This is a genomic window from Ornithinimicrobium ciconiae, from assembly GCF_007197575.1.
Classification (GTDB): Bacteria; Actinomycetota; Actinomycetes; order Actinomycetales; family Dermatophilaceae; genus Ornithinicoccus; species Ornithinicoccus ciconiae.
The window spans coordinates 3,816,188-3,837,263 of record NZ_CP041616.1 but is presented as its reverse complement, the minus strand read 5'-3'; the positions used below and the strand labels follow the sequence as shown (position 1 = coordinate 3,837,263).

General features: G+C 64.7%; 19 protein-coding genes. 8 read left to right on the top strand and 11 right to left on the bottom strand.

Annotated features, from left to right (window positions below; translation table 11 throughout):
* Positions 1–115 precede the first annotated feature (115 nt).
* Entirely contained in the window at positions 116–2,182 is a 2,067-nt protein-coding gene (locus FNH13_RS17750; RefSeq protein WP_143784664.1) for a hypothetical protein, read from the top strand.
* Between the two features lie 37 nt (positions 2,183–2,219).
* Here FNH13_RS17750 and FNH13_RS17745 read toward each other — a convergent pair whose 3' ends face one another.
* Together FNH13_RS17745 and FNH13_RS17740 are read right to left on the bottom strand one after the other, a co-directional pair.
* A complete protein-coding gene (locus tag FNH13_RS17745; protein WP_202878819.1) occupies positions 2,220–2,900 on the bottom strand; it encodes a hypothetical protein in 681 nt (226 codons plus the stop codon).
* 140 nt (positions 2,901–3,040) lie between these two features.
* Positions 3,041–4,312, bottom strand: coding sequence for a pentapeptide repeat-containing protein (locus tag FNH13_RS17740; RefSeq protein ID WP_143784663.1), 1,272 nt, complete (start codon positions 4,310–4,312; stop codon positions 3,041–3,043).
* Positions 4,313–4,983: 671 nt separating this feature from the next.
* Between FNH13_RS17740 and FNH13_RS17735 the strand changes: the two genes are divergently transcribed.
* From FNH13_RS17735 to FNH13_RS17725, 3 genes are all read left to right on the top strand, one after another.
* On the top strand, positions 4,984–5,409 hold the full coding sequence (locus FNH13_RS17735) for a hypothetical protein (protein ID WP_143784662.1): 426 nt from the start codon (positions 4,984–4,986) through the stop codon (positions 5,407–5,409).
* A 70-nt stretch (positions 5,410–5,479) separates the two neighbouring features.
* On the top strand, positions 5,480–6,052 hold the full coding sequence (locus tag FNH13_RS17730; RefSeq protein ID WP_143784661.1) for an alpha-ketoglutarate-dependent dioxygenase AlkB family protein: 573 nt from the start codon (positions 5,480–5,482) through the stop codon (positions 6,050–6,052).
* Complete coding sequence (locus FNH13_RS17725) at positions 6,049–6,594, top strand: recombinase family protein (RefSeq protein ID WP_143784660.1); 546 nt, start codon at positions 6,049–6,051, stop codon at positions 6,592–6,594. The genes FNH13_RS17730 and FNH13_RS17725 overlap by 4 nt, the downstream gene beginning before the upstream one ends.
* A 108-nt stretch (positions 6,595–6,702) precedes the next feature.
* Here the strand turns inward: FNH13_RS17725 and FNH13_RS17720 are convergent, their stop codons facing one another.
* Positions 6,703–7,179: a hypothetical protein gene (locus FNH13_RS17720; protein ID WP_143784659.1), complete on the bottom strand. Its 477-nt coding sequence runs from the start codon at positions 7,177–7,179 to the stop codon at positions 6,703–6,705.
* 1,030 nt (positions 7,180–8,209) lie between these two features.
* The gene (locus tag FNH13_RS17715) at positions 8,210–8,773 is read right to left on the bottom strand and encodes a recombinase family protein (RefSeq protein ID WP_143784658.1); all 564 of its coding nucleotides are present in this window, start codon (positions 8,771–8,773) and stop codon (positions 8,210–8,212) included.
* 154 nt (positions 8,774–8,927) lie between these two features.
* On the opposite strand from FNH13_RS17715, the gene FNH13_RS17710 reads away from it, so the two are divergent.
* Positions 8,928–9,353: a hypothetical protein gene (locus tag FNH13_RS17710; RefSeq protein ID WP_143784657.1), complete on the top strand. Its 426-nt coding sequence runs from the start codon at positions 8,928–8,930 to the stop codon at positions 9,351–9,353.
* A gap of 306 nt (positions 9,354–9,659) precedes the next feature.
* A complete protein-coding gene (locus FNH13_RS17705) occupies positions 9,660–10,307 on the top strand; it encodes a hypothetical protein (RefSeq protein WP_143784656.1) in 648 nt (215 codons plus the stop codon).
* Between the two features lie 24 nt (positions 10,308–10,331).
* On the opposite strand, the gene FNH13_RS17700 is transcribed toward FNH13_RS17705, so the two are convergent.
* The 5 genes from FNH13_RS17700 to FNH13_RS17680 all read right to left on the bottom strand — a co-directional run bounded on the left by FNH13_RS17700 (position 10,332) and on the right by FNH13_RS17680 (position 19,097).
* Positions 10,332–11,942, bottom strand: coding sequence for a hypothetical protein (locus FNH13_RS17700; protein WP_143784655.1), 1,611 nt, complete (start codon positions 11,940–11,942; stop codon positions 10,332–10,334).
* A 250-nt stretch (positions 11,943–12,192) separates the two neighbouring features.
* Positions 12,193–12,738: a hypothetical protein gene (locus tag FNH13_RS17695; protein WP_143784654.1), complete on the bottom strand. Its 546-nt coding sequence runs from the start codon at positions 12,736–12,738 to the stop codon at positions 12,193–12,195.
* Positions 12,739–12,748: 10 nt separating this feature from the next.
* Positions 12,749–15,862 (bottom strand): type I restriction endonuclease subunit R, encoded by a 3,114-nt coding sequence (locus FNH13_RS17690; protein ID WP_143784653.1) that lies wholly within the window; start codon positions 15,860–15,862, stop codon positions 12,749–12,751.
* A complete protein-coding gene (locus FNH13_RS17685; RefSeq protein WP_165700167.1) occupies positions 15,862–17,013 on the bottom strand; it encodes a restriction endonuclease subunit S in 1,152 nt (383 codons plus the stop codon). Before FNH13_RS17685 ends, FNH13_RS17690 begins: the two co-directional genes overlap by 1 nt.
* Before the next feature lie 134 nt (positions 17,014–17,147).
* Positions 17,148–19,097, bottom strand: a complete 1,950-nt coding sequence (locus FNH13_RS17680; RefSeq protein ID WP_143784651.1) for a type I restriction-modification system subunit M — start codon at positions 19,095–19,097, stop codon at positions 17,148–17,150.
* A gap of 218 nt (positions 19,098–19,315) precedes the next feature.
* Here FNH13_RS17680 and FNH13_RS17675 point away from each other — a divergent pair, with 218 nt between their 5' ends.
* On the top strand, positions 19,316–19,546 hold the full coding sequence (locus FNH13_RS17675) for a hypothetical protein (RefSeq protein WP_143784650.1): 231 nt from the start codon (positions 19,316–19,318) through the stop codon (positions 19,544–19,546).
* A 3-nt stretch (positions 19,547–19,549) separates the two neighbouring features.
* On the opposite strand, the gene FNH13_RS17670 is transcribed toward FNH13_RS17675, so the two are convergent.
* Positions 19,550–19,849, bottom strand: coding sequence for a hypothetical protein (locus FNH13_RS17670; RefSeq protein WP_143784649.1), 300 nt, complete (start codon positions 19,847–19,849; stop codon positions 19,550–19,552).
* Between the two features lie 237 nt (positions 19,850–20,086).
* Between FNH13_RS17670 and FNH13_RS20015 the strand changes: the two genes are divergently transcribed.
* Positions 20,087–20,347: a helix-turn-helix domain-containing protein gene (locus FNH13_RS20015; RefSeq protein WP_407669918.1), complete on the top strand. Its 261-nt coding sequence runs from the start codon at positions 20,087–20,089 to the stop codon at positions 20,345–20,347.
* A 166-nt stretch (positions 20,348–20,513) separates the two neighbouring features.
* On the opposite strand, the gene FNH13_RS17660 is transcribed toward FNH13_RS20015, so the two are convergent.
* Positions 20,514–20,834 carry a hypothetical protein gene (locus FNH13_RS17660; RefSeq protein ID WP_143784648.1) on the bottom strand — a complete coding sequence of 107 codons (321 nt, stop codon included), beginning with the start codon at positions 20,832–20,834 and terminating at the stop codon, positions 20,514–20,516.
* Positions 20,835–21,076: the final 242 nt, after the last annotated feature.

Here is a 21,076-nt window from a genome sequence, read left to right as displayed (position 1 = left end):
CGGTCAGTCATCCACCGAGACCGGGCGGGCTGGGTACTACAGGCGCGGCGGCGATGGTTGACCAACAGACATCACGGCCGGTTGGTCATGCGCACGCCAGTTCTAGCCTGCGGCGATGGCTGAGTCCGACGTCACTTCCTGGCACTATGCCCGCATGACTGCTGGCGATGTCGAAGGGACTTCTGCGAACGAGGTCGAGCGTTGGGCCCTGCGGCTGCGTGAATGCGCCGAAGCTGGAGTCGTCCTTGACCTTGCGAAGCTTGATGGTGCGCCCGACCTTCCACATCCTTTGGTTGCCTCGCCGCACCTGCCCGATGGGTGGAAGTTGCCGATTGTCAGTTCGTATCCGGCGGGTGCACGTATCCCGGCGGAGTCAATACGGCGTGTTCTGCTCGACCCGGACCTCGTCGTGGACCCCCGCGGCCTGCGGATCCACGGGGCTGTGATTGCTGGCGTCCTCGATCTCGCGCGTGTCACTATCCGGTTTCCCCTGTGTATCACCTACAGCCACTTCGAGAGTCCGCCGACTCTTGAAGCTATGACTCTTCCGCACCTAAGCCTGACGGGTGGCTGCGTGCCAAGACTGCGCTTGGACAAGGTCGAAGTGACGAGAAGCGACCTCGGAGCGTCTCACCTCAGCGCGACTGGTGGGGTGCAGGCGCTCGGGATGCGTGTTCATGGTCAACTGATCCTGCAGGGTGCGGCGCTGGGTAGTGGTGGCGAGGGGTACGCGCTGGCTCTGGATGGGGCGCAGGTCGCCGGTGGCGTGTTCGCACCTGATCTGAAGGCCACCGGTGAGGTGCGGGCCCTCGGGATGCGAGTGGGGCGCCAACTGAACCTTGAGGGTGCGGTGCTGGGCAACAGTGCCGGCGGGAGCGCGCTGAACCTGGAGCGGGCGCAGGTCGCCGGTGGCGTGTTCGCGCAGGGTCTGAAGGCCACCGGTGAGGTGCGGGCCCTCGGGATGCGTGTTCATGGTCAACTGATCCTGCAGGGTGCGGTGCTGGACAACGGTGGCGACGGGAGTGCGCTGAACCTGGAGCGGGCGCAGGTCGCCGATGGCGTGTTCGCACCTGAGCTGAAGGCCACCGGTGAGGTGCGAGGTCTCGGGATGCGCGTGGAGGGCCAACTGAACCTGCAGGGTGCGGTGTTGGACAACGGTGGCGAGGGGTACGCATTGGCTCTGGATGGGGGGGAAGTCGCCGGTGGCGTGTTCGCGCAGGGTCTGAAGGCGGTCGGTGGGGTGCGGGCCCTCGAGATGCGAATGGGGAGCCAACTGCACCTGCAGGGTGCGGTGTTGGACAACGGTGGCGAGGGGTACGCACTGGCTCTGGATGGGGGGGAAGTCGCCGGTGGCGTGTTCGCGCAGGGTCTGAAAGCGGTCGGTGGGGTGCGGGGTCTCGGGATGCGCGTGGAGGGCCAACTGGATCTAGAGGAGGCAGCGCTGGACAATGATGGCGAGGGATATGCGCTGAACCTGGCGGGAGCGCAAGTCTCGGAGTTATTCTTGAGCCCGGCACGCGAGGCTTGGGGTGGGCTGGTTAATCTCACGAACGCCGACCTGCGATCGCTGACTGTCGGCTATGCGGAGGGCATGGACCACTGGCCAACATTGACGGCTGCGGGGTGGACATTGGGGGAAGTGCACGGACCGCTGCGCAACGACCCCAAGGCTTTTGTGCGGTGGCTGTCGAGCAGTCCTGAGTTCTCGGCGCAGCCCTGGGCGGAGGTCGCTGCGTTTTACGACCGCGCCGGACAGCCTGGTCACGCGCGGCTGGTACGGGTCGAGATGGAAAAGCGGGCAACGAAGAGGTTGAAGGCCCCGGCACGGTGGCTGCGTCAAGTCTTCTACGGAGGGACCGTCCGGTACGGCTACCACCCGTTCTGGGCGTTGGCTTGGCTGTTCGGTGTAGGTATTGCGGCCTACGTGGTAACGCTCATTGCCCCGGACAGCGCCTTCATCCTTACGGTCGACCCAGCGGCGGTGGCGGGAGCCACGGGTCCCAACCCTCTGGTGGTGGCGCTTGAGACGATGCTTCCTGGGGCTGCCACGGCGACCAACAACGTGTGGGCGCCGGCTGCGGTTTGGATACAGGTCGTTCTCACCTTGTTGAAGACGGCAAGCTGGCTGTTGGCGGTTCTCTTCGTGGCTGGCATCACTGGACTCCTGCGGAAGCGTAACTGACCCGCAGACTGCATCCTGCCTGCGACTGCGCGGCTGGTCAGTTGCCGATCGAGCGGGCGGCGATCTGCAAGCGGACATCGTGGCGCAGTTCGGGATCCACAACCTTGTGGAGCCCAAGCTCGGTGATCCGCCCGTCCTGTGGGTGCCAGGCCCGGTGAGCATCAACGCGGCCGAGGAGCGGGTCCAGGGCGTCGATCGTCGGCTTCCACAGGTTCATCCAGTTGCGCCGAGGCCCAACGGTGAAGACGATCTGCAGCGCGACGGGACCTGGGGGCAGCAGTTCGGCGTCGGCCACGAACTCCCGGACCTGGACCTTGTAGGCAACCGTGTCGGCCGAGGCAGTCGTGGATCCGGACCAGACCTGCCAGTCGGGCGCGGGTGTGGGCGCTGCAGGCGCGACGGTGATGGTCGACGAGCCGCCTTCGTGCTTGGTGCCCCAAACGCTGACGAGCTGCCCGTTGTCGAGAGCGCCAGCGATCGGGAGCAGATAGTTGTCCAGGTCGGCACTGTGCGTGAGCTGCTGGGGTGGGCTGATAGCGACGTTGAGATGAAGAGCCCACGGCTGACTGGGGATGCGGCCGACCAGGACCTCGCGCGTGTCATCCAGGTAACGGCGCAACCTGAGCTGGTCGGGATGGGTCGAGCGATTCCAGCTCGCGGGTCGTGGCGCAGTCTGCAGGACGTGTGCCGGTCCATCCGGCATCGAGAACCAGGTCACGACCGCGACAGTACCGCGACGGTGCCGCTGGCTGACTTGGCAGCCCACTGGCCGATCGTGGTGGTGCCCAGCTCGGTCATCTGCTCGGGCACCTGGACATCGACTATGAGTACACGCCGCTGACTACTGCCCCGCTCGGTTCACTCAACGTCTGTGGGCGAGTCCTCAGGATCCTCAGGCGGCCAACCGCGGAACGGCTTGCCGTCGCTCGTGATGGACGCTGACCCCACCAGGATTGGTTCCCTGAGTCCCGTGATCCGTGCACCCTCTGCCGGATGCGGGCTATCGAAGTGAACTCTCACATCGCTGAACCTCGCCTGATCGAAGTTGGTGCGCCCGGAAAAGGTCGCGTCGACGACGTAGGTGTGTCCGGAGAAGGTTGCCCCTCCGAAGTCCGTTTGTCCGGAGAAGGTTGCAAGGTCGAAGTTTGTGTCTCCGGAGAAGCGTGCGAGGCCGAAGTTGGTGTGTCCGGAGAAGGTTGCCTCCTTGAAGTCGGTGCCTCCGGAGAAGGTTGCCTCCTTGAAGTCGGTGTCTCCGGAGAAGCGTGCGAGGCCGAAGTTGGTGTGTCCGGAGAAGGTTGCAAGGTCGAAGTTGGTGTGTCCGGAGAAGGTTGCGAGGCCGAAGTCGGTCCTTCCGGAGAAGATTGTTCCGCTAAAGTTGATGTGTCCGGGGAAGGCCATGGCAGTGAATTTTGCGTTGTGAAGGTGTGCGCCGGCGAAGTCGAAGTCGAGATCTGCCCACGCACCCATGCTGTCACTGCGAATCTTCCCCGTGATGCGTCCAACCAGGCTCTCCTGCACCGGGGACATGCCGAGGTGGCTGCGGATGACGGTCACGATCGTCTCGCGGACCTGCTGATCAAAGGGCCGTGCAGCGATCCCTCGGTGGATCGCCACGGTTTTGCCGTCAGCGAAGGTGTGGGTCGTGTCGATAGACCCGCTCGCCAGGGTGTTGCTCTCTGGATCGAACGGCAACCGCAGATACCCACAGAGGACATCCACGCACTGCTGAGCTCGGGTGGGGTAGTCGTCGGCCAACGCCGCCATCGCGTAGACGCCGGCGATTCTCTCTGCCGGGGGGTCGCCGCCAAGCTGGGATGCCGCTGCCCGGAATCGCTCGGTGAAGGCTGATGTGAGCTCCCGGCGTGCGACCTGTTCCGATAACCCCTGCTTGCGCACACCTACGACGAGGGCCACAACGGCGCCCGCAGCGGTTGCTGTCGCGAACGCCGCGGTTGCCGCCTGAGCCCGCGAGAAGGGCTCGTCGTCGATCCCCAGGTACTGCTTGACGAGCCAGTAGGCGCCAACGATGACCCCAGCGCCGAGAGCCAGGGCGATCAGCACCGAGACGACGAGCGGCACGAACAGGACGCCCTGAAGCCTCGGGTCTCGGGGCGTGTGGGGCTGTGTCATGGGCGTATTAGATCATCGAAGCGGTTACGGGGACGGGCGGCATGTGACTGGGCTCCGTGCCCCCTGTGCCTACGACTTCGGAGTGGCTGCCTGGACTCTGTTGGGCGGTTCGCCGCGCTGAATCGGGGTCCCCGGACCTCTCCGGGGACCCCTCGAGCGCTGCGCCCGTTTTCACGACCGGAGAACGACCGCGATGAGCAGGATGACTACAGCCAGCAGTGCCAGTGAACCGTCCATAACGCTCACCCCTTTCAGTCTCTCAGTAGGGACGGGTTACCTGACGAGGTAGCGACGTCGACATGCTGGAGACAGTTCGGTCGGGTCCTAGGACCCTGGGGGTGGGAGCAGCGCTCGTGCGCGCGACTCTATCGCCAGCTGACGTCAAGGCGCTAGCCCCGTTACGCGTAGGTGCAGTGTCCCGGGGACGGTGATTGCACCCTGTCCAGAACCGGTCGGTTGGGCGACGTGGACCTGGCCCGGAAACAGGTGGCACAGGTATAGGGAACCGCCGAGTTTTGAGACGTCCGATACGGGTAAGCCTTTGATTTCTCACAACTCACTGAGTTCTGCTACACTGAATTCAGCATAGGGCGATAGACACGAAACCGCAGATGACACGCAACGCACAGCCCGACGACCAGCAAGTACACCCAACGAACTAGGAGAACCAGATGTACCTTTCGACTCTCTGGCAGTACGCCCCGACCGGCGAGACCAGCTTCGTGGAGACCGACTTCGATGAGGCATACGGAGACGGCTGCTACGAAGCTGGTGTGACTCGCATCGAGGTCACCGCCGACGACCCGCGGTGGGTCGAAGCCGTCCAGCGTGAGCACAAGCGGCTGGGTGAGCGAACCAACCGTCACGCAACCATCTTCGTCGCCAGCTCATACGAGAACGCCGCCCGCACGGAGTACGACGACTGGATGAGCGCCAGCTGCAGCCTCAGCCCCCACGGCTGCGCGGATGAGGTGGAGCCTGACGGAACGTGCTGGCAGGAGACGGCGCGTCAGGTCAGCTGCGACTCCGACGAGTGGCGGTCCGCAGTGACGAACGAGATGGCCAGCCTCAAGTTCGACGGCCTGGTCGCCGCCTGACCCAGCCAACACAGACCCGGGGCGGGTGAGAACTCGCCCCGGGTCCTGGCTCCACTGGAAGGGGAGACCAATGACTGCGACCATCACCGCACCGATCGACTACATGCCCGGCTACCTGGGCACCGACGAGGCTGACCGGCTGCTGGACCACCTGACCCAGACGACACCGTGGCAGACCAAGACCATCACCATCATGGGGCGCACCAACCCGATGCCTCGACTGATCTGCTGGGTGGGCGACGCCAACTACGTCTTCTCCGGCTCGACCCAGGAGGCACAGCCCTGGACGCCCGAGCTGGCCGACCTGCGTGACCGACTGGCGGCCGACACCGGGGCTCGCTACAACTCGGTGCTGCTCAACCTGTACCGCGGCGGGCAGGACAGCATCGCATGGCACAGCGATGACGAGCCGGAGCTGGGACCAACGCCGACTATCGCGTCTATCTCGCTAGGCAGTGTCCGTGACTTCGTGTTGCGCCGGAAGGACGGCAAGACCGTCAAGCAGTCCGTCCCGTTGGAGCACGGGTCCCTGGTCGTGATGCGAGACGACAGCCAGTCCGCTTGGCAGCACAGCGTTCCGAAGCGGGCCCGGGTCAGTGAGCCCCGGGTCAACCTGACGTTCCGGTGGTTTGAGCCCCGATGACGCTTATCGGATACGCGAGGGTGTCCACGGAGGGTCAGGACCTCAGCACGCAGGTCCTGGCCCTCCGTGGGGCGGGCGTCGAAGACCGGCACATCTACACCGAGAAGGTGTCCGGCAAGAAGCCTCGTCCGCAGCTCGAGCAGGCGATCAGGACGCTGCGGGAGGGTGACGTTTTGGTCACCACGCGCGTTGACCGGATCGCCCGACGGCTCAGTGGGCTGGTGCAGGTCATGGAGGCCACAGAGCAGGTCGGGGCGTCACTGCGGGTGCTGGACCACGGCATCGACACCAGCACCCCGATGGGCCGAGCCATGCTGCAGGTGGGCGGGGTTTTCGCTGAAATGGAGGCTGCACTGATCGCTGCCCGCACCCAGGAGGCTCTGGCTGCTCGAGGACCGGGCCAGCGTGGTGGTCGTCCCCGTGCCCTGACCGCCAAGCAGGTCGCTGACGCCAAGACACGGATCGAGAAGGGCCAGCCAGTGAGCGAGGTCGCTGCGATCCTGGCAGTGAGCCGCGCGACGGTCTACCGGGCGGTGCGCTGATACCCGACCTGTAGCGCGGTGCTTGGCGGCTCCTTGGCCGGGCGCGCTGCGGCGGCTCATCCTGACCGCCGCCGGCCCTTGTTCTGCCTTGCCGAACTGTCCTGCCCTCTAGCCAGTGGCGTGGTGGGCGAGGATCACCTCTTCGGCCCGCTCCAGGAGGTCCTCGCTTGGCGCCGTGATGAAGTATCCGTTCCCATGCCAGTACGGGACACTCTGGCCGACCATGAACTCTCGCGCGTGCTCCTCATCGGCATAGACGTGCACTTCGATTATGTTGCTGGAAACGCCAACGGCCATGTCTTCCTCCCTGACGATGCACCTGGCCGTGCCAAAGCCGGCCATGTTGACGGACATCTCCTCGCTGCACTGGTGCTCATACTCTGGGTCGTGCAGGCCGGCATCTCTGAGGATGTCGAGAACCTCCGCGGCGTCGTCGTACGCCGGGCCAACGGCGGGCGGCATGGCACCGGCAACGTCCTCGCCAGGCGTGCTGGGATCGTCGTCACCGCCTGAGCAGCCGATGAGAAGCAGGGAAGCGGCCAATGCGCCAAGCGTGCGACCAGTGAGCCGGCGGTGGGTGGACATGGCCGAACGCTAGCGAGTGAAGAGGGTTTTTCGGGCCGACACGCTCGATAATGGCGATTCACGCGGGTGTCAGGATCTAGGGCTCGGGCTACATGGTGGAGGGTCTGCGTCAAGATCTCCCAGATCGTCCGTTCCCGGTGCCCCAAGCCAGAGACTCCTGCCTGGCAGTGGACCCCAAGAGGACCGATCAGGCTCCCAGTCTTCGGGTGGGGTAGGCGGCGGGATGTCCAGCCCACGCCGTTTGTTCCACAGTGTCCACGCCTGCTCCATGAAGGCCACGGGGATTGACCACACACCAACAAAATGTTCGGCGGGTGACTGGAGCTCGCTCTCCCACACCCAGGAACGGGCGTGGGAGGTACCTGAGGCGAGGGACCAGAAACTCAGGACGGCTGAGTCCGGCCACGCGAGTCTGTCCTTCACCGTGTGCTGCACCTTGCGAAGCAGCTCGCTCTCGGAAACGTGGCTGCCCGGGGGGCGGCCGGCCTGTCGCAGTATCTCGGCCGCTCCATCGGCCAGTCCGACGAGCTGGTCAGCCAACGTGGCGAAGACTCTCTCCCGAACGTAGGGGGTGTCACTCCACTGGTCGAGAATCTTCTGTGCGTCCCGAGCCTCCTGGTTCGCCAGTTGCGCAGCCCGCACGCGTTGCTCATCCAGGCTCTCCGGCTCCAGCACGTAGATGGCCCTGGCTGCACCCAACATGGTAGTCCGAGCCAGGGACATCTGCGGGCGATGCACCACCCCGCCCGACGTTGCCCAGTGCACATGCTCAGCGAGACCTGCATGTTCGCCCGCGCTGCCGAGGGAGCGCCACGCGAGCACCGCGGGGTTCAGCGTTCTCAGGGTCCCCTCAAGGTGCATGTCGGCAAGGTGAGCCGCGGTAGAGCTCCCCGGCGCGGCCTGGAGTGCAAGGGGAGCGAGCGGCGGGATGCCAAGGTGCGACCAGTAGGCCATGGCGCGACGGCACTGCGCGTCTACGCCGTCTATTTCTTCGTCGGAGAGCGGTGTGGGCATACCGATTAGAGGCTCGTCAGACACCCGCGGACTCCAGCGCGCGGTACAGCGTCGCCCGGCCGCACCCCAGCTCCCTCGCCACACGGGCCTTCGGGACCCCAGCGGCGACTCGGGCCTGCGCCTTGGCAACCTGCTCGGCGGCCAGCTTCGGTGCCCGTCCCCGGTAGACCCCGCGCGCCTTGGCCTTCTCGATGCCTTCGCGTTGCCGCTGCCGGATCAGTGCCCGCTCGAGCTCAGCGACAGATCCGAGTAGTTGGAGCTGGAACGTGGCGTAGGGGTCGTCCGCACCGGGTTTGAAGATCAGCCGCTCGGAGATGAACTCGACGGTGACGCCACGTCCGACCAGGTCCTGCACAGTGGTCACCAGGTCGAGCAGTGAGCGGGCCAGGCGATCCATGGACCAGACCCGGAGGGTGTCGCCGTCCCGCAGGTAGCCCATCATCTCGAGGAACGCCGGCCGGTCAGTGCTGCCGCCGGACACGTGATCCTCGAAGAGCCGCCCAACCTGCCCGACGTCCTGGCGGTCAGTCCGCTGGTCGGTGCTGCTCACCCGGACGTACGCGACAATCTGCCCCGTCATGTCTAGACCTCCCGATCAGATGTGTCTCATTGGCTCTGACCGGACCCTATTGGACGGTGGTGACACTGGCGGTCGGTGTGGATCGGCCGGGTGTACCCCAACGGACAGACACCGTCGTGGAAGACTCCCGGGAGGGCCAAGTAGTCTGCTTCCCATGTTCGGAAGTTCAGAGAGGCAGCTCAAGCGACTCGTCGAGAAGTTGGGACCTCTCTGTTCGTTCTGGGACGTCGGCCTAGTCGATATGCAGCGCGACCGAGCGGTCGTCGTCCACACGTACCCCGGAATAACCGAGACCCTTTACATGGTCATCGACGGGTTCTGGTACGCGTGGAGTTTCCTACTTGATTCCAACGGCAACCCGATTCCCGGGGGGCCTCCGCCCGCACCCCTCCACGTGGTCGGCCGCGACATCGACGAGGCAGTCTCCAGGATCGTCCTCGTCCATGTCCATACGTACAGGCAGGCGTTGGCCGCGCGGCCTGACGCCGAACACCGGGCAGTCTTTGGTGCGGAGCACTATACCGCCATGCAGGGAATGGCGCAGAGTGGTCTCCACCAGTTGACCCGCGGTGGGCGTTAGCGCCTGACACCTGGCAGGACCGTGGATGTCGCTGATCGCCCTGACTGGAGGACGGTCAGCCAGCTAAAGCCGCCTTCGATGCACAAGCCGTCCGCGCGTCCTGTACCCCGGCGGACGGGATGCCTCAGACCCACGCATACTTCGGGCATGTGGGAACAACGACTCAGAGCACTTGCTGTCCTGCCTCTGCGTAGACCGGCTCTCACCTTGGCGGTGCTCCTGGGTTCGGTCTTCGCCATCGAACTGGCCCGGCGTTTCCCTGAGGTCCTGCCTGGTGCTGCGGCGGTTGGAGAGGTCACTCGAAACGTGACCTACGCACTGATCGGCGCAACGATCTTCCACTGGCTGATCGTCGAGCTGCCCGCGAGGCGCCGTCGTCGGTCCACATACGAGTTCCATCGCCAAACTTTCCAGGTGCTTCTGACCCCTGGTCCTGGACTGCTGGACCCTTATCAGACGGCAGCCGCGGCGTTGGGGTACAAGCTTGACCCCTGGAATCAGGGCGATCTACAGCGATTAGCCTCCAAGATTGAGCAGCGGATGGAGGCCCTTATCAACGAAGGAGGAATGGATCCGAACAGGACGTTCTTCGGCCCGGACCGCGCCAACATGTTCAGGACGGTGGTCGAGCTGGCCGTCCCCCGCGCCTTGAGTGACCTGAGTTCCTCCGCTACCTACCTGGACGAAGAGGTGGCCCACGCACTTTCGCAGTTCCCTCGACAGGACGGGATGTCGGTGCTCCAGGTAACCACAAACGAGCGCGGATGTATCGCCGCGGCCCGTGACGCTCATATCGTGTGGACCTTGCTGGAGGCAGCGCGCCGGCTCTACGACGCGGGCCTCGATGTGGGGGCCTTCGACCGTGACTTCTTTCAAGCAAGGGTGACGAGAGGCGATGGGGTCGAGATCGCGCTGTCGGACGACGTGCTGACCAAACGCCCCAGGCAGGCGTAAATGCACGTGGGTCGGGGAGCTCCACTACTTTCCGGCGCGGACGTACTTCCGAAGGCAGAGCGCCGCGACTACCAGAGGCACGGCCACGATGGCCCGAACAAGGTACAGCCATGCGTTCGCCTCACCAGCTGTGCCCGTCCCGACGATGGCCCCTATCGGGCTGGCGGCGCGGTCTGCCCAGGCGGTGAAGAAGTCGCCCCAACTGCTGACCGAGGCAAGCCCGAGTCCCCAGAGCAGGAAGGTGAAGGCTAGCGAGAGCGCCAACCAACTCAGCAGTGGCGGGCCCGGTCGCTCCCCATAGCCCAAGCACCGGTAGCCGGTGAGGGCACCTCGTTCGACCCAGCCGTTTGTGGTCTCGTGTCGGAGGCGCTGTGCACACCACCCAACTTTGGTCCGCACCGACCCCGATGCGCCCTTCGTGTCGGCGAGCTCGGACAGTTTGCGCATGAACTCGGCATTGCGTCGGTCGACTTCGCCCGTCTTGCGGCTACGGCGCGGGAAGCGAAGGTCCCAGCCGGGCAGGTCCGCGGTGGACGGCTCGACCTGGTGCGCTTCATCCATCTGTACTAAGAGGGAGTGGCCCGGGAGCCCAGGTGATACGCGGAAGTTCCGGAGGTAGGCATCCTTGAAGTACTCGCCGCCAGCACCGCGTCGCGTGGGGGCTTCCAGTTTGTCGATCCGAAAACCTGTGCCGGCCCCTTCAAGAGTGGCTTGTTGGGCAGCCCGGATCACCACACCCCCACTGATACCTCTGACGACCGATCTGGGTTGAGCTACCAGCCGTGGCAACTTGCCGCCGTGCTTCTCAAAGGCCGGACCGTCAATCGCTGTCCGGACGGGAACAGTCACCTCCAGCTGCCCCGCGAAAGTCGCTTCCGTGAGCGGACCCTTGAGCGTCACCTGCACCTCGGCGCCGCCTGCCACCCTGACTGACTCCACGGTGCTGAGGCTCAGGCGGATATTGGGGTTTGGCGGCTTCTTCTTGCTTGCGCCCGCGTGGGTCACCGTCAGCGAGTGTCCTGTTGACTGGGAGTGGAGCCGCGAGATGTCGATCGTTGCGCCAGACTGAGGAAGTTCGAAGGTCGAGTCTCCTAGCAGTTCAAGGGTGTCGATCGTCAGCATCAACCGCTCGGTACTGAATGCAGCCGAACCACCTGCGCGCACAACGCCGTAGGTGCCACTGCCCAGTTCACCACCGGCCAATGTCAGAGGGCAGCTGAACGTCTCGTCCTTGCGTGGTCGGACGAAGCCCCTAGCAACAGCAATGTCTGTCTCCGCGCCACTCTCAACGGTTAGGCGAATCCCATCGGCAGCACCATCGAGTTGGACCGGGCCGTGAACTGAGCTTGCCAACGTTAGGTCCAGTAGGTGGCCGTGACCTCCACCGACGACACGGAGGGTGAGGTTGAGTGGTGTGTCGCGGATGGTGCAGTGCTCGAGCGGGGTCACGTCGACTGTTATGTACGGCTCGTCGACGACCGCGCTCAACGAGATCTCCGCTCCACCATGCCGGCCCCCCGGCAGGGCGAATCGAAGTCGAGGCCCTCGCTGCTCTGCTGAGTGGGTGACCGTCACCATGCCGGCGAACTGGTCTCTCAGCGCGTCCAACCAGTCGGGTTCCTCGGCATCGCTCATGATCTTCCTCCTCGGCCGCACTGTCTGGGTGGGAGCCTAGGGCCACCCGTCCAAGTGAGCTGGGAACAGCAGTCCCTGGCCTGGCCATCACCGCGATGGACTGCCCGAGCACCTGGGCGGTGTCGATCGCCAGGTCTCAGACAGGGGCCGTCATCACCTGCTGGATTCATAGCTCGGGGAGGGCGAGTTCGAACGCCAGCTCGCTCACTGGCGCCCGGTTTCGAACCATGCCTCGCTTGTTGGGACGATGTCAGGTGTAGTCGACCTCGCGCGGGTCCATGAGGGTGGTCATGAACTCGAATGTTTCGACCTCTTCACGGACACCGGAAGTCCCTTCCCAGCGGTAGACCTCGATCTGGACTCGCCACCGCCACTCTGCCGGGTACACCTCATCAGGTGGGATTGGCTCAAGCTCACAGATTTCGCAGTCTGCCTCGTCGTGTTCGTTGCAGGTGTAGAGGATTGGCTCGATCGCGTGTCCTGGCGTCCATAGGTAGGCCGTCGGCGGCCATTCAATCTCGTGGCTTTGGCCGTCCTCGAGGTAGCGAGCCCACTTTCGGTTGTAGGCGTCGAGGATCAGGATGCGGTGTGCCTCGGTCCACTCCAAAGGTGGCGCTACCGCGCGGTCCTCGATCGGCCCGTCGCCGGTCCAACCCTCGGGGTCAACATGACGGACGTCGAGCCCATGCGGTTGTTCGCCCAACACTGGGGCAGGGAACCCCTCTGGCAGGCCGCGGCCCAACACATGACGCATTGGAAGCACCTCTCCAGATGGGACCTCGACTCCTTCAGCCATCGACGTCGTCCTACTCTTCGCGTACCAGGTGGTGGATCAGTTCGCCGAGCATCTCGACCAGGACCTTTTCGGGTTGGCCGCCTTGGTGGATGATCTGGCTCATCTTCTCGTGCGCGGCTTGGTTCTTGAAGACGGCGAGGAGGACCTTGGTGCGCAGGGTGGGGCTTGCCAGGAACTGGCCCTTGCTGTTGTGCTCAGCCTGTTCGCGGACCTGCTCGTCACTCATGAGAGACCGGATGAGTCCTTCCAGCCAGGTCTCCTGCTGGTCGGTGCTGAAGTCCTCGCCGCCGAAGATCTCGTTGAGCCGCTCGATGACCTCCGCCAACGGGCCCTTCTTGATCTCCCGGACGGTGCCCGAACCAGCCGCAGTAACGGGGCGGACTGGTTTGGTCTCCTCGATGACCAGGTCAGAGGTGCTCTTGTGCTTCTGGGTGATGGCGACCAGATCCACGCCAGACAGGTCGGTGATCTCGCTGTGGTTGCGGACGTGGATGAGCGGCTCGAGCAGTCGGTAGGCGATCGAGCGGCGGAACGGCTCGGTGTCGCCGAACTCGACGATCTGGGACAGGAAGTCGTACAGGTTGATGAAGCTGCGCAGGTCCTTGCGGAACAGGTCCAGCTCGTCCAGGCGGGCCTTGTCCTCGCGTTGCATGGCGGTCTGATAGTCGGACCGGAAGCGGTGCACGATCGGGCCCAGCGCACCGGTGATCGCGTTGTTGCCCTTCTGGCGCACCCAGGCGTCGACGACCGCGTCCACCTCCTCGGTCGTGTACATGCCAGAGGCGTCGAGTTTGCCCTGCAAGTCGTGGATCAGGTCTGGATCGGTGACCGCGGCCAGTTCGGCGCCGGCGTAGTAGGGCTTGAACGCCTCCAGGATCTCTTCCTCGCTGTTGACGAAGTCCAGCACGTAGGTGTCGGACTTGCCTGGAAAGGTCCGGTTGAGCCGGGACAGGGTTTGCACCGCGGTCACCCCAGAGAGCTGCCGGTCCACGTACATGGCGCACAACAGGGGCTGGTCGAACCCGGTCTGGTACTTGTTCGCGACGATCATCACCTGGAAGCCGTCGGTGGCGAACGCGGCGGCCAGGTTGCCTGTGACCCCAGGGTTCATGTTGGCTTCGGTGAACGGGTTCGGTCCGGTCTCCGGGTCGTCGACGTCACCCGAGAAGGCGACGAGCGTGGACAGGCCTTTGTAGCCCATCTTGGTGATGTAGGCGTCCATCGCGGTCTTGTAGCGGACGGCGGCCTTGCGGGAGTCGGTCACCACCATGGCCTTGGCCTTGCCATCGAGCAGGTGGGCGATGTTGGCCCTGTAGTGCTCGACGATGATCTGGACCTTCTGAGCGATGTTCGTCGGGTGCAGCTTCACCCACCGGATGAGGCCCTTTGTGGCGGCGTGCTGATCGACCAACACGGTGTCGTCGTCCGGGTCGTGACCGGTCAGGACCATGTCGCCTTGTTCGACCTTGATGGCCAGTTGAAACGCGGTGTCGTAGTTCGTGAAGTTCCGCAACACGTCGAGGATGAAGTCCTCTTCGATGGCCTGCTGCATCGGGTACAGGTGGAACGAGACGGGGATCGGGTTGCCTCGCTCGTCGACGTCCTCACCGGGCCGGCCGAACAGCTGCAGCGTCTTGCCTTTCGGGGTCGCGGTGAACGCCAGGAAACTGATGTGCTCCGGTCGTGCCCGTCCCTCCATCTCGGCGGCCAGCAGGGTTTCGGTGTCTACCTCGCCGCCGTCATCCAGGTCGGCTTGCTCGCTGGGTGTCAGAACCTTCTTCAGCTTCGTTGCCGCGGAACCTGTTTGGGAGGAGTGGGCTTCGTCGGCGATGACTGCGTACCGGCGCCCGGCCAACGTGCTGTCGTCGTTCAGGAGCTCTAGGACGGCCGGGAAAGTCTGCAGCGTGACGACGATGATCTTGCGGCCACCCAGCAGGCCATGCTGCAGCAACTGGGACTTGGACGTGGCACCGTGTGCGCCCAAGGCCTTGCGGTCGATCGCCAGGACCGTGCCGGTGGTCCGCTCGATCTGCTTAACCGCGGCCTGCAACTGGTCATCCAGCACGGTCCGGTCGGTCACCACGATCACCGAGTCAAAGATCTTCTGATCGGCTTCGTCGTGCAGAGACAGCAACCGGTGCGCGGTCCAGGCGATCGTGCGCGTCTTGCCGGACCCGGCCGAGTGCTCGATCAGGTACGACTGGCCGGCACCGTTGGTCCGGGCATCGGCCAGGACCTCGGTGACTGCCTCCCACTGGTGGAATCGCGGGAAGATCAACGTCGAGGACTTCACCGGTCGGGCGTTGGCGTCCAGGTGGGTCGACGTCTCAACGTGTGCGAATCGCAGGATGATGTCCAGCCAGGTGTCCTTGTCCCACACTCGCTCCCACAGGTAGGCCGTGTCTGAACCGCCCGGGTGGCGCGGGTTCCCGGCATGGCCGTCATCACCACGGTTGAACGGCAGGAACCGGGTGTCAGGGCCTGCGAGCTTGGTGGTCATCCACACCTCGGCGTTCGACACCGCGAAGTGCACCACCGCACGAGTACCCCATCCGAACAGAGGAGAGGACCGCGGGTCTCGTCGCCGGTACTGGGCCATCGCCTCGTCGACGCTCTGGGTGAAGTCAGTCTTCAGCTCCACCGTCGCCACCGGGAGCCCATTGATGAACAGCACCATGTCGACCGTGTGGTTCCCGGCCGTGGCGAAGTGAACCTGCCGCATCACCCGAACCCGGGTCCTGCCGTACAGCTCGGCAGCCTTCGGGTTCAACGATGTCGCCGGCCGGGGATACGACATGTCCAACCGCTTCGACGTGCCGACCTTGAACCCGCCCCGCAACAGGTTCAACGTCCCACCGTCTGAGGTCAACGGGGTGTCCAGCACCTTCACGACCCGGTCCAGGATCTTGTCCTGCGCGCCGCGGGCCTCCTTCTCCGACATCGACGGCTTCACAATGCCCGCGTACGTCACAGGCTGGGTGTCCTCCAACCAGCCCAACAGATCCTCCGGGAACAGCGCCCGCCCCCGGTCATACCCGTCATCGTTCGGCGAGTACAACCACCCACGCGCGGCCAGATAGGCGCACAGTTCGTCCTCGAACGGCTTCTCGTTGTGCTGTGCCATCACGCCGCCCCTCTGCCCGTCACGTCGACTTGCCCGGTCACTGCTGCTGTGATCAACGCCGACCGACGCTCCTTCGTCAGCTCGATGAAGCGCGCCGTCTTGGCGATCACCTCGTCGTTCGTGGCAGTCTCGTGGTCCAGGTGGTTCACGATGCGTTGTTGCTCCTCAAGAGGTGGCAGCGGCACGCGCATGGCCGAGAACCTGCTTGCGCTGAAGTTTTCGATGGTCGAGCGCGTCGCTCCCACCGCAATCTGGTCTAAGTGGTCATCGCTCTGCGACCACCATCCCAGGAACCTGGGCAAGCACCGACCGGTGTCTGGCCGCAGGCGCACGAGATAGCCCGCGTACGCCATCACTTCATCGGACTGGTGCAGGTAGGACGTGCCCAGCGACCCTGACCTTGTGAATAGGAGATCGTCGCGCCGCACCAGAGACGTCCCCGCCATTTCGTAAGTGATGCCCACAGCCTTATCGGCGCTTGTGAGTGATGCCAGGGTGGCGATGTCAGTAGTACGGACGTAGCGGATGTGACCTTCGGACAACATGGCGGCCGAGAAGTCCACTCCTGCGGTGACAGGCGAGGTCGCCAGCCTTGACAACCGAACACGACCCCATCCGGACGGGAGCGCGCTGAGCTGCTGGTCTAGGGCCACTGGCCGTTCTTGACTGCCGCCCACGGTCGACGACCCCCCGACAACCATTGACGAGATCATGGCCCTCCGCCGCTCCCGCAACCGGTCGATCAGCGCGGTCTGCTTCTCGATGAGCAGGTCGATCTCCGCGGTCTCGCGGTCCAGATAGTCGGCTATTGCCCGCTGGTCGACGAGAGGAGGGCGGGGGATGGGGAAGGCAGCCACCTTCTCGGCGGTGAAGTGGGGAATCGTAGCAGTGCTGGCGACGAGTGCGATGCGACCTTCCGCCAATGCTGACTGGAGGGCGTAGTCCACGAAGGGTCCGTGGCTGAGATCCGGGAACGGTCGAACTCGGACGATCGAGTTCTGGAAACCCCACCCGGAGTGTCCGTCGCGGATCAACCCGCTTCGTCCGTATCCGGCGCCACCCTCCACGATGACCACGTCGTTGGGCTGCAGGTCGAGGGCCCGTAGCTCGCCTGGGCGGAACCACATGACCTGGTCGTCGTCGAGATGCACGACCAGTCCGTCCGGCTGAACGTGTGCAGCACGCAAGTAGGGACGCTCGACGTCTAGCTCGGACCCCGGCTGCGGTTGGAGCATCTTCCCCAGCGTCACCCGTGCCATACGTCGCACTTGAACTGCGGGGAATGTCACGCCTCAACCTTCCGCAGGAGCTGGACGATCTCGGTGGCCAGTTCGTCGAGTTCGGCGTCGATCTGCTCGAGCGGGCGGGGCGGTACGTACTTGTAGAAGATCCGGGTGAAGGGGATCTCGTAGCCGACCTTGGTCTTGGCGTGGTCGATCCAGGCGAGGGGGACGTGCGGCTTGACCTCGGTGTCGAAGTAGTCGGTGATGTCGCGGTCGAAGGGGACGATTTCGGTGTCGCGCAGGTCGGTGTCCGGTTCGGGGTCGCCGTGCTTGTCGCGGCAGATGACGGCGTCGTCGTCGTGCACACCGATCTTGGACCAGAGCACCTTGACCAGCGGCGTCGGCAGGGTGAACCCGGCGTCCTTGCTGGCCTTGCGCAGCGCGGTGACGAAGCTCGATCGGTCCATCCAGGTCTGACCACGCAGGGTCTCCAGCCCGGCCAAGAGCGCGGCACGGTTCTCTTCGGACAGCTTGTCGACCTGTTTGGTGGCGGTCACCGCGGCCAGGGCGTCGTCGGTGACCTCGAACCGCAGCTGGAGAGGCTGCTCGACGGTGATCTCGTGGTACCCAAAGTCGGCCGGTTCGAGCACCTTCGAGTACCGCTGATCGTCCTCGGTCTGCTCGTCGAAGTTGCTGTAGATCCGCAAGATGCGGGCCCGGTCAGAGTCCCCGATCTCCTTGTTCTTGGAACCGAGGTTGCGGCGCAGCTTGGTGAAGAACTCACGGGCGTCGATCAGCTGGACCTTGCCCTTACGCTCGTCGGCCTTGGCGCTGTCCAGCACCCACATGTAGGTGGCGATGCCGGTGTTGTAGAACATGTCGGTCGGTAGGGCCACGATTGCGTCGACCAGGTCGGACTCGAGTAACCAGCGGCGGATGTTTGACGGTCCGGACTCGGCGCCGCCGGTGAACAGCGGGGAGCCGTTCAGGACAATCCCGGCACGCCCTCCACCCTCAGAGGCCGGGCGCAGTTTGGTGGCGACCAGCTGCAAGAACAACATCTGGCCGTCACTGATCGCCGGAGTGCCACCCGGGAAGCGAGAGTTGTCACCGAGCTTGTCGACCTCGGCGAGCACCTGCGCCTGGGAGGCTTTCCAGTCGCCGCCGTAGGGAGGATTGGACAGGACGTAGTCGAACCGCTGGTCGTAGTGCTGAGGGTTGGCCAGCGTGTCTCCAAGAGCGATGTTGTCCGCGTCCTGGCCTTTACCGATCAGCTCGGACTTGCAGATGGCATAGGACTGGGCGTTCAGCTCCTGGCCGTACATCACCACCTGGGCCCTGTCGTTCATCTCCGTGAGCCGCTCGTCCAGGACCGAGAGCATCCCACCAGTGCCGGCCGTCGGGTCATACACGGTGCGGACCACAGACCCGGTCAGCACGTCCCCGTCCGGTTCGACAAGAAGGTCGACCAGCAGTCGGACCGCGTCACGAGGCGTGAAGTGCTCACCAGCAGTCTCGTTCGACGCGGCAGCAAACCGGCGGATCAGGTCCTCAAACATGGTGCCCATCTGGGCGTTCGTCAGAGCATCCGGGCCAAGGTCCACACGGGAGAACTTGTCCAGAACCAGGTACAGCCGGTCGCTGTTGTCCAGAGTCTCGATCTCACGGTCGAACTTGTAGGCCGCGAAGAGGTCGGCAACGTTGCCTGAGAACCCGTCCAGGTAGGCGTTCAGGTTGCCGGCCAGGTTCTCGGGCTCTTCCAGGATCGTGGCCAGCGAATAGGGGGAGGTGTTGTAGAACGTCAAACCGGTCTGGTCACGAACCAGGAGCTCGAGGGTGTCCGGACGCCCGACCTTCGCCAACTGGGTGATGGTTGCGCGGTGCGGTTCCATCACGCACTCCATCCGCCGCAAGATCGTCATCGGCAGGATCACGTCGCCGTACGAATTCGGCTTGTACACCCCACGCAACTGGTCAGCGATGCCCCAGACAAAATTGGCCAACTGAGACACGTGTGAGTCCTCCGAGCATCCTCGAGTCAGCCCCGTGCTGACCCGTTGGTGGCTACTAGATCAGAACGTGACGGTTCCCGCGACGGTGGGGTTGCGTGTCCGCCCCCTCGTTACGCTGCTGTAATGAACGACGTCGAGTTCGCTGTGTGGTTCGCTGCCGCAGCAGAAGCTGGGTGGGAGCCGTCGAGGCGTTGACCGGACTCGCTACTCTCAGCTGCATGGATGGCATCACGGCCTCGGACCGCCACGAACGCCAACTGCTCGAGCGCGTCAGTGCTGCAGCGGCCGAGCTGGAGCGGACGGAAGCGGAGGCCAACGCGGCCCGGGAGCGGCGCGATCAGGCGGTCCGTGCAGCTGTCCGGGCGGGAGTTCCCGGTGGGCTGATCGCTCAGGGCGCGGGTGTCAGTCAAGGGTTGGTGAGTCGGCTGACGAACGCGCCCCGGGGGTAGTGCTCATGCCGGGTACGTCTGCCGCGGTCTGCTGCCGAGCACGGACCAATGCGGACTGCCTTCAGGCCAGTTGGTTTGGAGCGACAGATGGTGTGCCCGATCGCGGATTGTCTGCTCGTCGACCCCGGTCACGACGAAGTAGATGGCCTGGTACAGGCTTCCTCCGCCGCACGCCAAGATCCAGTCCCTGTCGTGCCCGTCCTTCTCAGCCTTCCTCCATGCGTCAGGTGCTGCCGTATTCAGCACGTCGTGCATGGCCATTGCATCACTGGGGCTGTCCAACTCGATCAGTAGTTCGTCCATGACCTGAGTCTGACACTCCGGCTTGTGATCAGTGGCTGTGGTCAACTGATGAGGCCATGCGTCGTCGCCGGCACCCTGGTCGGTGACCCGTTCGCTGTTGGCGCGGCGCTTCTGGGCGGTTCACGGATTCGCTCGGCGTCCTGGCCTCACGAGGTCATTCCGGTTCCCGTGGGCGTGGGCCAGGTCGGCATCGCAGGATCGTGCGGATGCGGTGGCTGAAGTGGCAGGGTGTCATTCATGGCGTATCCTGGGCGGCCCTATCCGAAGGTCTTGCCGGAGTTCGAGGGGACGGCTGGTGCTCGATCGCAGACCCCAGAGATGCGTGCGCGGCTCATCGAGCACTGCGCTCGGCGGTATAGCGAGGACAGGGCGAGTTTGAGAGTGATCGCGGCGGAGACCGGGAGGTCGCAGACCGCGGTCAGGCGGGCGCTGGCTCAGGCTAGGGTGCCGTTGCGAGGGCCCGGTGCCCCGCAGATCGAAGAGAGCGAGCCCGGGTAAGTGGCCGCGGGCGGCTGGCATGGGGCTGGCTGCCGTGGTGATGCCGTCTATGGGACGCTCGGGTGGCTTGGGAGCGCCTCAGATCGGCGCGCCCGACGGCGGTCGTGGCTCGCGACTGGCCGTGAGAACTCTTGCCAGGCTTTGGCAGCGAGGGCCGGGGATTGAGTCAGCCGTCGGTCCCGTCAGCGAATGCCTGAGCGGCGGCAAAGGCGGTGTTAAGGTCGCCAGCGCGGAGTCCTTCAAGCGGGCTCCGGTGATCAAGCCGTGGTTTCGTCCCGGTCAGCCACCGCCTCGCCACGTCCGGGTTGTGCTCGGCTGTCAGCACCTCCCAGACCTGGTACGCCATATCCAGCCGGAGCTGTGACAGCTCTGGAATTGGCTCGGTGCCAGACAACCACAGGGCAGGTGTGGCGCGGCGGTTAGCCCCGGCGAGGAAGGCGACGGCTGTCTCACCAAGGGCCTCGACGAGAACAGCGAGGCGGGTCATCAGGCCAGTGTCCCAGGGTGCCCGCCGCACTGTCACGGATGTGAGCCATGGGCTGTCCCGTGAGGCCCCCGCCGAGTTCCGGCGACCGCTGGCACCCCGCTCGCAGACATCCGAGATGAGGTCCGGCCTATCGGAGCACGGTCGCCGGCGCCACCTGAGGGAAGCGAGGTGCGTACCCATCCATGCGGAAGTCCAACTGACCGCCGGGTGCAGCGATGAAGTTGGGGATGGGTGGTGGCGAT

What these genes read in the sequence shown, in the direction of transcription:
- FNH13_RS17750 (WP_143784664.1), top strand. Translation starts at nt 116, where the DNA reads ATGGCTGAGTCCGACGTCACTTCCTGGCACTATGCCCGCATGACTGCT.
- FNH13_RS17740 (WP_143784663.1), bottom strand. Translation starts at nt 4,312, where the DNA reads ATGACACAGCCCCACACGCCCCGAGACCCGAGGCTTCAGGGCGTCCTG.
- FNH13_RS17735 (WP_143784662.1), top strand. Translation starts at nt 4,984, where the DNA reads ATGTACCTTTCGACTCTCTGGCAGTACGCCCCGACCGGCGAGACCAGC.
- FNH13_RS17730 (WP_143784661.1), top strand. Translation starts at nt 5,480, where the DNA reads ATGACTGCGACCATCACCGCACCGATCGACTACATGCCCGGCTACCTG.
- FNH13_RS17725 (WP_143784660.1), top strand. Translation starts at nt 6,049, where the DNA reads ATGACGCTTATCGGATACGCGAGGGTGTCCACGGAGGGTCAGGACCTC.
- FNH13_RS17720 (WP_143784659.1), bottom strand. Translation starts at nt 7,179, where the DNA reads ATGTCCACCCACCGCCGGCTCACTGGTCGCACGCTTGGCGCATTGGCC.
- FNH13_RS17715 (WP_143784658.1), bottom strand. Translation starts at nt 8,773, where the DNA reads ATGACGGGGCAGATTGTCGCGTACGTCCGGGTGAGCAGCACCGACCAG.
- FNH13_RS17710 (WP_143784657.1), top strand. Translation starts at nt 8,928, where the DNA reads ATGTTCGGAAGTTCAGAGAGGCAGCTCAAGCGACTCGTCGAGAAGTTG.
- FNH13_RS17700 (WP_143784655.1), bottom strand. Translation starts at nt 11,942, where the DNA reads ATGAGCGATGCCGAGGAACCCGACTGGTTGGACGCGCTGAGAGACCAG.
- FNH13_RS17695 (WP_143784654.1), bottom strand. Translation starts at nt 12,738, where the DNA reads ATGGCTGAAGGAGTCGAGGTCCCATCTGGAGAGGTGCTTCCAATGCGT.
- FNH13_RS17690 (WP_143784653.1), bottom strand. Translation starts at nt 15,862, where the DNA reads ATGGCACAGCACAACGAGAAGCCGTTCGAGGACGAACTGTGCGCCTAT.
- FNH13_RS17675 (WP_143784650.1), top strand. Translation starts at nt 19,316, where the DNA reads ATGGATGGCATCACGGCCTCGGACCGCCACGAACGCCAACTGCTCGAG.
- FNH13_RS17670 (WP_143784649.1), bottom strand. Translation starts at nt 19,849, where the DNA reads ATGGACGAACTACTGATCGAGTTGGACAGCCCCAGTGATGCAATGGCC.
- FNH13_RS20015 (WP_407669918.1), top strand. Translation starts at nt 20,087, where the DNA reads ATGGCGTATCCTGGGCGGCCCTATCCGAAGGTCTTGCCGGAGTTCGAG.
- FNH13_RS17660 (WP_143784648.1), bottom strand. Translation starts at nt 20,834, where the DNA reads ATGACCCGCCTCGCTGTTCTCGTCGAGGCCCTTGGTGAGACAGCCGTC.